Raw genomic sequence first — 12,264 nt, 5'->3', positions numbered from 1 at the left:
GGACAGGCAGAATGCCCGTCCTTCAAAGGTCATAGGTTGATAAGTTGAATGTATCTCTCGATTAAATTATTTTGGCAGTCCGCAGACCGAAGAACAGACCTACAGCCAAACCAAAAAACAAAGCTAAAAAGCCGATGTAAGCTACAATTGCAAACATTTATTTTTCTCCACAATACTTCCTAAATCTATTGAATCATTAGTTGTTGGGCATTGGGCATGGGTTATTCCCCTTGTCTGCCTTGTCTCCCTTGTCCTCCTGATCTGCTCACTCCCCAATCTCCACTCTCTGATTGCGATACAATACAGCCCACGGGCGCTTGTTTGGGGTTGGGCAATGACTTCTATAATTAATGTGAATTTACCAGAGCAGTCTTATGAGATTGCGATACCTTCGGTAAGCTACGCTAACGCACCTTCGAGTTTAGATCAGCTGGGTCAACAGATGGCCAGTCTCAAGCTAGGCAAGAAGGTATTGCTAGTTTCTAATCCGACGATTTTTAAGCATTTTGGGGAAAGAGTGATCGCATCTCTCACATCTGCTGGATTTCAAGTTGCTAGCTGCACCTTACCACCTGGTGAACGCTACAAAACCCTCAATTCTATCCAAAAACTCTACGATATAGCCTTGGAAAACCGCCTAGAACGTTCTTCTACTATGGTGGCTTTGGGAGGAGGTGTGATTGGCGATATGACTGGCTTTGCCGCCGCAACTTGGCTGCGCGGCATTAATGTTGTCCAAGTGCCTACCACTCTCTTGGCAATGGTAGATTCGGCAATTGGTGGCAAAACTGGTGTAAATCATCCCCACGGCAAAAACTTAATTGGGGCATTCCATCAACCGCGCTTGGTTTTGATTGACCCAGATGTATTGAAAACTCTTCCTATGCGCGAGTTTCGGGCAGGAATGGCAGAAGTTATTAAATACGGTGTGATTTGGGATGCCGAATTGTTTGCCCAGTTGGAAGCAAGTAAACGCCTCGACCAACTCCGCTATGTAAAACCTGAGTTAATAAACAGCATATTAATGCGCTCTTGTCAAGCTAAAGCCGACGTTGTTAGCAAAGATGAAAAAGAAGGCGGATTAAGGGCGATTCTCAACTATGGACATACCATCGGTCATGCAGTGGAAAGCTTGACTGGTTATCGTCTAGTAAATCACGGTGAAGCGGTAGCCATTGGCATGGTAGCAGCTGGACAAATTGCTGTGGATTTGGGACTGTGGCAAAAGGAAGACACGGAACGTCAAAATGCTTTAATTCAAAAAACGGGTTTACCGACTCAGTTACCAGCTGGGGTGGATATTGAAGAAATTATTGAGGCGTTGCAGTTAGATAAGAAAGTCAAAGCGGGGAAAGTGCGGTTTGTTTTACCAACGGAGATTGGTGTAGTGACAGTTACCGATGAGGTGCCATCGGATATAATTCGGCAAGTATTGCGGGCAATGTAAAAAGTAAAAAGTAAATCCCCCAGATAACTTGAGGCGGCATAACGTCCGCGTTAACTGGGGTGCGTGCTTTTGGCGTGTCCGCCCTCGAACGCATATAAGACTTACGCAAAAAACCTCTTAAACTCTTATTCCTCCGTGTCGCGCCAGTTGCTTCTCCCTACAGCCCTTTGGGCATCCTACGCCAGGCGCTAGCCTCTCCCAAAGGGAGAAGGGGAGACGCTGCTTTGTAGCTTGCTTCCCCGGAGGGGTACAAGTCTCTTAACCGCAAGGGCGCACTGGCTTCTCTGCGTCCTCTGTGATAGCCTGCGGCAAGCCGCTTTGCGTCTACGATTTTCCGTTACCTGTGCGTAAGTCCTGGCATAGTTAGGCAGATTAATTAATTGGATCATTGATCACGACGGTATGCGATTTTTCTTATCAATGGCGCTACCGCCTCCATCAGCTCGACGTTTGCGTCGCTTATTGGGATTGGGCAAAAGTCGAAGTGACAGATCGTCATACAGGCATTAAACTAAAAATCTTTACAATATCTTTACATTACTCCTCTGAAAAATTTATTTGCGGTGTTGATAATGCCTTATTTCCCGACATCTCCCTTAACAAGCGACAGTATCAACAATACTGCCGCCCTTATTTTCATTAGATTAATGAAATCGAACTATTTAGCGGTGACAAGCTGACCTGTAAAGAAGAATGATCCTCCATTTTGTCCATTACCCTGTAGTGGATTACTTTTTAGATCAAACAGACGAAGCTCAATTGTCCCTTCCACCGTTTGAGTTATCGAATTAAAACTAGCTTTAAAATCATTTCTTGCAATACCACTACCGCCCTTGTTTGAGAGGCTAAAGTTGAGTGCCCTACCTGTAATCGCCCTATTTCCATTACACACCCAAGTACCTTGAGTAGTGGTAAAAGGATCAAACTGACCTGAAACACCACCTTGGTTTGAGTCACTACTAATCAACTTGCCTTCTTCAGTAAGAGTGAGCAGCGCACGTGAAGCAAACTTTCCATTAGCATCTTTAATTGTCGTCAGGTATGTACCAGCGACAAACTTTCTGCAAATAGCCTGTTTAGAATTAGTATCAATTACAGATTCAGCTTTTACTTTGTGAATGTTGCAGATATCCAAAATGCTGACTGTGGAAAGTACACCAATTGTCAATCCAAGCAAAGTTTTACGAATTTTCATGATAAACAATAGTAAAGAATTTATGGAACCGCACTTAGAAACATATACATTAAACAAAAAATAATTTTGATAAATTTTGGTTAATTTTTGATTAAAAGAGACGTAACCACTTCCCAACACTCTAACGGGGATAATGTGCCAGGGTAAGCGCATCTCAAATTGGATTGACAAAATGTACATTCAATATACTAAAGAGAAAATAGGGATTTATAGTTCGGTTGTATTTCTACAGGCTAATAGCGATGTCTACGACGGGCTACGCCTACGCCTAATTTATTATCAATAAGCATAGTTTAATGCGATTAATTAAGAATTTATTGAGATTGGGGCTTTGTTATTGACAAGATGCGCTTGCCCTGCTCTCTATTTTTGAAACTCTGGTTCTTTCTGCGGTTGCTGTTGGTTATTTGTTGGTTGCAGTTCTTGAAATAAAGCTGGTGGTGTTGCCTTGCGAAATGCACCGCAGTAGTGCATAGTCATAACTGCTTTGAAAGCCCAATGGTTTGCTGGCACATCACTAAAGGGATTTGGTAAAGTTTCTGCTTGATTTTGGACACAAGTATTCAAAACTTGATTCGATTTTGCTGGAGTGTTCGTAGTAGGTTCTTGAGATTTAACAGGAGTAACAAAGCTAGTAGTAGCTAGCACTACGACTGTTACCAGAAGTTTACAGTTCATAATTTGAGTTTTATAGGGATGAAAGTTTACCCTATCTTAGTTCCCAGGCTGCTGCCCAGGAACTATAATAACCCTGCTAAGATTAAGCGTTAGAAAACATTGTAAGCATTACTAATAGAACAACTAATGCACTGATCCAAAGGGCTAACGATCCCCAACTAACTGAATCTTTTTGTACTTTTTGCCAGAAATTGGCGACTAAATTATTCCGAATTGCCATTTTATGACCTCCAATTTTTATAAAACTTGTACTGACTCAATGCATTAAGCCTGCATTGAGTAAAAAAAAGTTCATCTTTGGGGGTATCAGCCTTGATTTGCTGATTCCCAGAGATTAACCAACAGAGATTTAAATTAATCCATGCAGCGATGTCTCCGACAGGCTACGCCTACGCCAATGCATATGTTTCAACGCATTACTGATCTAAAAAACAAACAAAAATTTACAAAAAGATATTTGTTGATGCTTAACTTGATTTTCCCATACGTAAGTGTTTCCACTCCCAAATTTGGTGATTTTGAGAGAATTCTTAATGTTGTGTTAACCACGGATAAAATTTAGTGTTTTTCTAATCCTACGTAAATAAAGAGTCTGTTTCACTTTCACTTGTAATTTCTCTAGACTTAAAAATAGACACAATTAACACTGAGATTGGTAGGTAAATAATGGTGCAACAAATAAGACATAATGAACCGCAATATATCTGTATTATTTCAGTTGAGAGAATTACAACTAACCAAGACGAAGAAATCATCACCTTTGGTGTATCTGCTGACGAGGCAAAAAAACAAGGTGAGGAATTATTAGCATCTACCTATGGTTGTAATCAATCGCAAGTTTTGGAATTGATGCAGCAAGCACGAATTGAACCAATAACTCAGTGGTGTGCCCCTCAAGAGCGCTAAAACTAGTGATGACGGTGTTAGCAACAGCAAGTATTAGGAACCGAAATGGTATGCAAATATTCGGCTAACCTGCATGAAGGAGCAATCTAATCTATGACCGACGCCAAGCACACTTCTTTGCGCCGCCCTCGTTCTTGGGAAGAGCCATATAAAATCAAGGTGGTTGAGCTATTAAAAATCACTACTCGTGCTGAACGCGAACAGGCGATGTCTACGACGGGCTACGCCTACGCCCAAGCAGGTTACAATACTTTTCTGTTACGTTCTGAAGATGTCTACATTGATTTGCTAACTGATAGCGGCATCTCAGCCATGAGTGATTATCAGTGGGCATGGATGATGCTGGGAGATGAAGCTTACGCCGACAGCAAAAAGCAGAGGAGAGGAATTTTCACCCTGCTCCCTGCCCCCTTGCTCCCCTGCTCCCCTGCCTATTTCTTATGCGGCATAGAAGACCAGCGTCCGCAACTCGATACTCTCGCGTGGCGGGGCATCCGGTTGGCTTGTGGGGTCATCAAATGCGGTGTGGGCGGCGAACCGCGCCAAACCTTCCGGTGCTGAGTCAAAGCACTTGATGAGTAGCGCCTCGTTTCGTTGCATTTGCGGAAAGTAAAACCATCGATGTTTCGGGTTATACGTAACCGCGTAAGTTTCGCCGATGCGATCGCGATATACAAGGTCGGTAGCCACAAGGTCCGTCGGTGTGATACTTTGGGCATCACACACCGCTAATGGAGACTCCTGCACTGGCCCCGCAATCGGTCGCCAGAGGTTGACTACACTGAATCCCCAGAAGAGTAAACTGAATAATGCACATAGGAAAACAGCGTCCGGTTGCCTGTACACTGCTCAACGCCTGCCAGAAGGCAGTGGACATAGCGCGTTCTTGAGGTTAACTCTTCTTCAGGATGGGAGGCTCTTCATAAATACTTATGCCAATTTTAACTATACAAACCGTATAATTCTATTTCATTAAGTACTAAGAGATGCGCTCCTGAACTATCAGCACCCGTTACTATTAATCGAAAATAATTGTAAAAATCAGCAGTGGTGACTGGAAGTGACAGCCACTGTCCGTCAGAGTTTAGCGTTGTGTTGTTAGTTTGAACATCAAGATCAACCCAAGTATCACCGTCATTAGACCCTTGTAGCTTCCAATTTCTGAGATAATATCCTCCGTACCCTGCTCTTGTTTTGATAGAGTAATAATTGCATTTCAATGCTCCTCCAGTTAAGTGCATCACAAGCCAACTACCACTCGGATCTTCCGGAGGATAAAAGAAATCATCAGTTCGATTAACGACTACAGACGGATTACCATAAGCTGTTCCATTAGCAGTTAACACCACACCCCTTTCAGAGGGACTGCTAAAAGCGACTGTTTTTTTGTTAGTACCAAGATAGTAAAACAAACCGTTGTCATCATCGGAACTCACAAAAGAAAGTGCTACCCCTGTAGTGCTTCCGCCACTGCCACTACTACTGCCACTGCCACTGCTACTGCCACTACTTCCCCCACTGCTTCCCCCACTGCTACTACTGCTACCACTAGAAAAAGAAGCGAATAAGTTAGCTTTGGTAATTCTATAAATACTATTTTCATCATCAAGCATTAGCACATAATCGCTAGCATCTGCTGTAGTTTTTATTGGAGTTTGCGTTAAATATGGAATGTCTTCAGGAACCTCAATTATTATCGCTTTTTTAAATAGTCCCATAGTTCGTTTTTATGTGAGTTTTATTTATCAGTCTTTTGATTGCGGATTAAGTATGATTTGATTTCTTGCAAATTCTCATTGATCATTGTACATTGGTTTTCGATATCCTTAAAGCCATAAGCTATATTATCAGATATCTGTTTTTGATTGCCAATTAGATGATTGAAGTCTCGCTTATCATTTACCGCTTTTTCAGCGGCAATCTTTGCCTCTTGAATAGCTTGTTGCCTTTCCAGAGAAGCTTGCTGTTTCTCAAATTTAATTTTGTTTACCCACCAAACAACCCAGCCTGATACAGCACAAACAAGTCCTAATAAAAAACTACCAAGTTTTGGATCAAAATTCATTATTGTTAGCTCTCTTGAAAATTATGTACTTATGAAGAAGGAACTACTGCACTCTTGATAATATCCAAATCCTTTTCAGCAAGGGTGCGGTCATCTCCTTCGTACTGATAGACAGATAAATTACATGACAAAAACCATTTAGGAACTCTAACTTCCAACTGATAATTGTTTGATAAAACATCAGAAACCACTAAATTAAATCCATTTAAAAACAAAGGTTTTGGGTCTTCAATGTAAGTTTTCCCAAATGATGAATTTGCAAATCGTAAAAGTGTTCCAGCGAAAAACCATAGTCTTCCAGCAGGAATTGTTGTACCCACAGTAATTGCTAATATGGACTTATCTAAAATTACGCCAGGATAAATTGGCGTAATCCTGGCATAATCAATTTTATTCCTAGTGGTTGATAAAACAGTAGGAGGGATAGATATTGAGTAAATTAATTGCCAATTAGCTCCAATAGATAAATCCAGATTTCTAGTCATTGCAAGTAATCGGAGATTATCTTATTAATAAATTCCCGCGTTCAAATCTGTCATTAAACAACAATTTCGTTAACTGCAAGATTGTCTTCTACTGTGATTAGGTAATCGTCGATATCAACCTCACACAATTCCAGAATATCTAAATAATCTTCAAAGCTAATCACGCCTTCAATAAAGCGCTGCTGGGCAAGTTCTGCACATTCTAATTGCTCAATTAGCTTTAAAGATTCAGCATATGACATTTGTTCGGTTGTGATTATGCTTAATTTCAAAATGCCATCAAGCATAATTAGAATTTTTCCGGTTTGAAAGATACACCCCGATTAGCAGTTCCGGTACTGGCTTTGGCGATAATTGCAGCTTTAGCCGTTTTGTAATTTGGGTGGTTTGTTGATGCTCCAAACGGATAAGTATAAGTTTTTGTTGCTTTTTTCTTATAACTATTTCCTGTGATTTTAGAGGAAGTTGATGTCCCAACACCTGTTGGCACAACTGATACAGTAGCTTTTGCGGCTACAAAACCTTTTTCTTTTTCTAGTCCTGCTGTTCCCGCTGGAGTAACATCTATACCTAACTCATCTGTAAAAGATAAACCTGTATCTGCAACGTGACTTTGCGCTCTGCCTGAAATACTAACCAAAAATTTTGTTGTCTCAGATGCCGGCAGAGCAAAAGGTTTTAACGCGCAAAAAGTTTCGTTACCAGGAAGGCTGTCACTAGAGCGATTAATTTTAATAACTACCTTTCCAGATTTAAATTCTTGAAATTTCCTTAACTGTGTTCCTTCTGGTGCATCAGGAACTACAGAGCTTTCATTTGCTCCCGGTGGACGAAGGTAGTGTAAAGCTCTTTTTAAGCTATTAAAACGTGTAGGCATATTATTTTTTACTCAGAGATTAGTTCTTCAACTCATATTACCCAGAAAAAAAAGTGAAATATATGATATTTTGGAGTGTCGCGCTACAACGTAAACCCTTTGGGTTTGCACTTTTATTAAACTATTTTTAAACGAAACTTATGGCTCCTATTACACCTGGAAGCAATGGCACTTTAAAATCAGTCACAGCCGAACACGCTTTAGTTGAGCTGGTAACGATTTTGAAAAATGGTGAAGCGAATACTACAGTTAATCCTAATAAGCGTAATTACGTAACTTTAGATTTTAATACGAACACTGGCTCGGTCGCAATATCATTTAGTATTCCTTCTGTTTCAATAATTACGAATACAGGAAGTATTGAGATTAGCGCCAACAAATATTTAAGTAATTTGGGGTTTAATTGTAGTACGGGAGGAACTTTTAAAAGCTCTACATCTGCTCAGACTTTAATAGAAATAGCTTCCTATTTACAAGCTAGAGAGGCTAATGTTGAAGCTAATCCTGAGAATAATAACTATACAAATTTTAGTTATGACGGTGATAATTCCGTATTTGGTGGAACTGCAACCATCCCCTTTAATGTTGCCATTGGATTAGACGGTAAGCCGATTATTAATGTGGTTGAGTACTTGGTCGAACCGCCGTCTTAACTACGGGGTTGTTATCTTGGTCAAATTCAATCTCAATTAAGTTCTCGTCATTAGCCAAGCGTTTTTGATAAAAATAATTGTCTAACGCTCCGGCGACTACATACCCAGCTTCTGTACATGCCATACCAAACTCTTGGTAAGCTTGGTCAACAAATGCTTTAGCATTTTTATTTGAGATTGAATCTATTGATTCTTGAATTTTTTGGGAAATAATAAACGGTTTATGCCTTGTTTCTAATTCTTGATTGATTTTTTGTTCATTTGCACCAGCCGCTTTCAAGCGATTTTTTAAATCTTGGTCGCTACCACGGAAGGCTCGGCGCACACTGCCATAAAGCCATAAAAAGCCGGAATTTAAAAGTAGTCTACCGCTTTGGGTGATGATTGTAGCATATTCGCTTGCAAGCATTCCTAAAAGTTCTTCTGTTATTTTTGGGGCGATTGACTCAAAGATTTCTGGGCTAATAACCATCAATCCAATAGTGGGAACAGCCCCACAAACAAGATACCCTAACGTTTTGCCAGCGGCTTGCCCAAGTAAGCCGGAAATTGTCACAAAACTATTGTCCATAGAGTCATGAATTTCTTTGTCCGTAATATTAAAATTGAAGTTCATTACAAAGCTGGTCGCGATAACGATACCAGTCCAAAGCGCGGTAAACGTCCAACTTATCGATTTTGCCAAAAAGCCAAACAACCCTTTAACCAAAGATTCTGCTGCCGTCCCTAAAAAAGCAAAAAAACCAGTAGAAGCTGAGGCAGGGTTTACTACAACTCTTTTGCCATTGGGAACAGCTGCTGAACGAACTGCACGACTAGTCAAGTTTATGATCGACGGCATCGTACACCCCATTTACATCTTTAACAAATGTTTTGATTTGCTCTAACAAATCTCCTCCTTCACCTAAAAGTTTTTTCAAGTCTTCTTTGATTATGTTGGCAACTTGAGCTTTATTCCCTGGCGTACCTCTAAAATGTGAGGCTCTAATGATTGCGGCCGCTTGCAAAAGCGTGTGCAATGTTGCGGCTAGAGTTGGCTTTTCAGTGTATGTTAAAACTGAAACATCTATATTACTTTCTTTTAAAAGTTTGTCAAAAGAAAGCTCCCCAGGCTTAAAAGTTAAAGGCATTTTTTCAGTTGTTGTATGGGTAGGAAATCCCAGATAATCTATCAATGCATGTAATGCACTGATAGTTTTATATTCACTTTGCTTAATTTGTCCTGACTCAATTAACGTCCTATTGACTATATTTAAAATTAGTTCATTGTTGATATTACAATGAATCATTAAAGAGAACATCTCAGCAATTGATTCTGCCAAGTTTGGGAGCCTAATAGTTTGTTTTTGTTCACCTTGCTTAGTCAAATCTGCGTCATTTACTTCGATAGTGACCTCAAATTCACCCACAGTCTCGTCAAATCTTTCGGCAAACCAGGCAATAAATTCTGTAAGGCTTTCAACTTTTTTTACTTGTGCTGGTTGCACTCCATTTTTAGTTAAATAACTTGCTGGAACATCTACGGGTAAAGTGCCAATACGTTTTAAAATTAACTTTAGAAGAGTATCGTCAATTTCGGGGCAACAACTCATACAATCACATTCCTTTTCTGGTGGTGGTGGCGGGGGTGGCGAGATAGTCGGCTCAAATTTACACCCTTGACATTCTATGTGGATGAATCCCCATGCAAGGGGTCTTCCGTCAGGCAGTGTTGGTAGTTGAGTGTTAACATACCCGTGGCGTTGCTGTTCTTCTGTAAAAAGCCTTGAAAAATAGTAAACTTGGAGCGCTCCGCTTGCGTTCGCTCCATTCATTGCGTATACCGTATTACGCTCATTGCCAGCTACATAAACTTGACTGCCTCGCGGGTTACGTTCTTCTACCCCGGATGGGGCTGCTGCGCCAGTTGCAATATATTCTAGGAACCCCATTCCCGGTACAGTTGTGAAATGGTCGGGCGAATTATCTGTAACGGTACATCCGAAGGTAATGTTAGCCGCACAGCCACAAATGCCAGGTGTTTTCACTGCACCGGGTGGCGGTGGAGGTTGAGGCTTGGGCGCACAATCAGGGTTTCTATACCCTCTTATGCCGTCTACCGCCATTGCAAAAATATTGCATGGGTCAGTCAAAATACTAATAATTGCGTGTGCAGCCTGTCCCGATACTCTCGCAATTGCTTCACTTGCATTAGATAATTCGTTGTTTACATAAGACAAGGGTTCGTCGGCAAACATTAGACAAACTCCCTAATATCTATTGCAGTACTTCCATTTTCTACCACTGCATAATAATTCCCTGTATACATCGGACTTGGCGCTTCGTAGTAATCACCAGGTTCAAGCTTTACCATATAGCTATTATTGCTAACAGTATTTACAGTGTCGAGGTAAATATCTTTCCCGCTTGAGTTAAAGAAAGTCAATCCTTTTCTATTAGGATTACTGTTTACTATAGTTGCTGTAATGGTTGTAATATTATTTGCAATTTTTGAGGAAGTATCTACTAATTTTTCAATAGTTATATATCGGGTTAAGTCAGCAAATGCTGTTACTTTATCTTGTCCGTCTGTACTATTTTGCAGCAGTCCAAAACCGACATCTTTGATTTGCAATCCCAACATTGCATTATCACCAAGTGTATGATTACCAAGGGAATATTCCCTGTAAGGGTAGGGCGATGAATTTAGAAGTGAATAAGCTGAAATCTTTTGCCAAATAGAATTGTCAACATTTATCATTATATCCATTTGAGTTCTGGGAGATCCCCACTCCAAGTTAATAGCTGCTAGCAATTGTTTGCTCTTAGAATCTTCAAGTTCAAAGACAGGGAATTCTACAGTAGGAAGGCTATAAATCCAACTAACTGCCTTCAGGTTTTCTATTTCTAAATACTCATTAATAAGCCTATATCCTGATTTGTTGTAAGGGACATAAGTTAGCAATGGTTTGACAGCGTTGCCTGTATCAGCATCAAGTGATACACATACTTTACTTCTTATTTCAAAAGTCTCAAATGCCATTTTTAATTTTCCAAAAATTTTATTATAATCCTTCTGTTTCTTGTTGACCTACTCCCCTAACTCGCAATGCTTCAATAATGATTGCTCTAGCATTGGAAGGCTCTTTCTGAACCCAAAGGGGAATTTTTTTAGTCCGGCTACGCTTGAAATCGCCGGCTAAGGTAGCGTCAAATCCGGAAAATTCTCGTTGTTCTTCTACTACTATTTTTTCTGAGTTGATCACGCTAAAAAATGCTGGATATATTCGTGTATTTTCCTTATACATGCGTTTATTTTCAGCGCGTCTACCTTCTTTCTTCTCCTCAGCTACGGTTATGGTTAAAATTTTGGCAGTTGAAAAAGCGGCTAAGGATTTGAGCATATTTGCCGCAGTTTCATCACTACCCCCGTAAACTTGCATTTGTCTCCCATTGCTTAAGTTTGCTGTAGCGCGAAATCTTCCCCAGGTGTAGCCTTCCGCACCTCCGCAAGCGTTTTTAATTGTCAGCCAGTCTAGTTTGGCTTTATTCACATCGGGGATATTGTAGGTTGCTCTCACAAATCTAAATCCACTTCTTTGTTTAAAGGGCGGATATTGAAAGTTAAAAAAGAATACGGTTAGTTTGATTGTTGCTACTTTGGCTCTAACGTAATCCTCCACGGGGGAGCCGACAAAATCACCGATGTCTCGATTTTCAATTAGATTTCTGCTCGCAATGACTTGAGTGACAACTGATTTGTAATTATTTCTATTTACTGCTAAAACTATTTTCTCTTTACCAGCTAATACAATTTCGCCTGCCATTTACTCGGCTATATGCTTAAGGGGAATAATCTAGTTTTACTCTGCTTCAATATTTCCGTAAATGTTCCAGTTTTACGTAAAACCGGAAGTTTTACGGACGACGCTAAAGTATTACGGTGATTACGATTGAAGCGGATTTAGGTAATACCTGA

General features: G+C 40.4%; 15 protein-coding genes and 1 pseudogene. 3 read left to right on the top strand and 13 right to left on the bottom strand.

Annotated features, from left to right (window positions below):
- Positions 1 to 61: 61 nt before the first annotated feature.
- Positions 62 to 157 carry a cytochrome b6-f complex subunit PetL gene (gene petL / locus V7K85_RS18305; RefSeq protein WP_334815225.1) on the bottom strand — a complete coding sequence of 32 codons (96 nt, stop codon included), beginning with the start codon at positions 155 to 157 and terminating at the stop codon, positions 62 to 64.
- A 177-nt stretch (positions 158 to 334) separates the two neighbouring features.
- On the opposite strand from petL, the gene aroB reads away from it, so the two are divergent.
- Positions 335 to 1,447 carry a 3-dehydroquinate synthase gene (gene aroB / locus V7K85_RS18300; protein WP_334815223.1) on the top strand — a complete coding sequence of 371 codons (1,113 nt, stop codon included), beginning with the start codon at positions 335 to 337 and terminating at the stop codon, positions 1,445 to 1,447.
- A 658-nt stretch (positions 1,448 to 2,105) separates the two neighbouring features.
- Here the strand turns inward: aroB and V7K85_RS18295 are convergent.
- Positions 2,106 to 2,759 (bottom strand): hypothetical protein, encoded by a 654-nt coding sequence (locus V7K85_RS18295; RefSeq protein WP_334815221.1) that lies wholly within the window; start codon positions 2,757 to 2,759, stop codon positions 2,106 to 2,108.
- Between the two features lie 246 nt (positions 2,760 to 3,005).
- Positions 3,006 to 3,320 (bottom strand): S-layer protein, encoded by a 315-nt coding sequence (locus tag V7K85_RS18290; RefSeq protein ID WP_334815219.1) that lies wholly within the window; start codon positions 3,318 to 3,320, stop codon positions 3,006 to 3,008.
- A gap of 666 nt (positions 3,321 to 3,986) precedes the next feature.
- Between V7K85_RS18290 and V7K85_RS18285 the strand changes: the two genes are divergently transcribed.
- Complete coding sequence (locus V7K85_RS18285; RefSeq protein WP_334815217.1) at positions 3,987 to 4,226, top strand: hypothetical protein; 240 nt, start codon at positions 3,987 to 3,989, stop codon at positions 4,224 to 4,226.
- Positions 4,227 to 4,664: 438 nt separating this feature from the next.
- Here the strand turns inward: V7K85_RS18285 and V7K85_RS18280 are convergent.
- The 6 genes and pseudogenes from V7K85_RS18280 to V7K85_RS18255 form a co-directional block, all read right to left on the bottom strand.
- Positions 4,665 to 5,003 (bottom strand): annotated as a pseudogene (locus tag V7K85_RS18280) (CmcJ/NvfI family oxidoreductase); the annotation flags it as partial.
- A 164-nt stretch (positions 5,004 to 5,167) separates the two neighbouring features.
- Complete coding sequence (locus tag V7K85_RS18275) at positions 5,168 to 5,944, bottom strand: discoidin domain-containing protein (protein ID WP_334815215.1); 777 nt, start codon at positions 5,942 to 5,944, stop codon at positions 5,168 to 5,170.
- Positions 5,945 to 5,964: 20 nt separating this feature from the next.
- A complete protein-coding gene (locus V7K85_RS18270) occupies positions 5,965 to 6,291 on the bottom strand; it encodes a hypothetical protein (protein WP_334815213.1) in 327 nt (108 codons plus the stop codon).
- 29 nt (positions 6,292 to 6,320) lie between these two features.
- Complete coding sequence (locus V7K85_RS18265; protein WP_334815211.1) at positions 6,321 to 6,776, bottom strand: hypothetical protein; 456 nt, start codon at positions 6,774 to 6,776, stop codon at positions 6,321 to 6,323.
- A gap of 53 nt (positions 6,777 to 6,829) precedes the next feature.
- Positions 6,830 to 7,018, bottom strand: coding sequence for a hypothetical protein (locus tag V7K85_RS18260; protein ID WP_334815209.1), 189 nt, complete (start codon positions 7,016 to 7,018; stop codon positions 6,830 to 6,832).
- A 47-nt stretch (positions 7,019 to 7,065) separates the two neighbouring features.
- Positions 7,066 to 7,653 (bottom strand): hypothetical protein, encoded by a 588-nt coding sequence (locus V7K85_RS18255; protein WP_334815208.1) that lies wholly within the window; start codon positions 7,651 to 7,653, stop codon positions 7,066 to 7,068.
- Between the two features lie 140 nt (positions 7,654 to 7,793).
- Between V7K85_RS18255 and V7K85_RS18250 the strand changes: the two genes are divergently transcribed.
- A complete protein-coding gene (locus V7K85_RS18250) occupies positions 7,794 to 8,306 on the top strand; it encodes a hypothetical protein (RefSeq protein ID WP_334815206.1) in 513 nt (170 codons plus the stop codon).
- Here V7K85_RS18250 and V7K85_RS18245 read toward each other — a convergent pair.
- The 4 genes from V7K85_RS18245 to V7K85_RS18230 are packed head-to-tail and all read right to left on the bottom strand — an operon-like array spanning position 8,269 to position 12,112.
- Positions 8,269 to 9,129, bottom strand: coding sequence for a hypothetical protein (locus V7K85_RS18245; RefSeq protein ID WP_334815204.1), 861 nt, complete (start codon positions 9,127 to 9,129; stop codon positions 8,269 to 8,271). The genes V7K85_RS18250 and V7K85_RS18245 overlap by 38 nt on opposite strands.
- The gene (locus tag V7K85_RS18240) at positions 9,122 to 10,543 is read right to left on the bottom strand and encodes a hypothetical protein (RefSeq protein WP_334815202.1); all 1,422 of its coding nucleotides are present in this window, start codon (positions 10,541 to 10,543) and stop codon (positions 9,122 to 9,124) included. Before V7K85_RS18240 ends, V7K85_RS18245 begins: the two co-directional genes overlap by 8 nt.
- Positions 10,543 to 11,328 carry a hypothetical protein gene (locus V7K85_RS18235; RefSeq protein WP_334815200.1) on the bottom strand — a complete coding sequence of 262 codons (786 nt, stop codon included), beginning with the start codon at positions 11,326 to 11,328 and terminating at the stop codon, positions 10,543 to 10,545. Before V7K85_RS18235 ends, V7K85_RS18240 begins: the two co-directional genes overlap by 1 nt.
- A gap of 22 nt (positions 11,329 to 11,350) precedes the next feature.
- On the bottom strand, positions 11,351 to 12,112 hold the full coding sequence (locus tag V7K85_RS18230; protein WP_334815198.1) for a hypothetical protein: 762 nt from the start codon (positions 12,110 to 12,112) through the stop codon (positions 11,351 to 11,353).
- Between the last annotated feature and the right edge of the window lie 152 nt (positions 12,113 to 12,264).

The sequence above is a fragment of the Nostoc sp. genome (assembly GCF_036917615.1).
In the GTDB taxonomy this organism is placed as follows: domain Bacteria; phylum Cyanobacteriota; class Cyanobacteriia; order Cyanobacteriales; family Nostocaceae; genus Nostoc.
The sequence above is the reverse complement of the archived record's forward strand: the minus strand, read 5'-3'. Positions and strand labels throughout refer to the sequence as shown.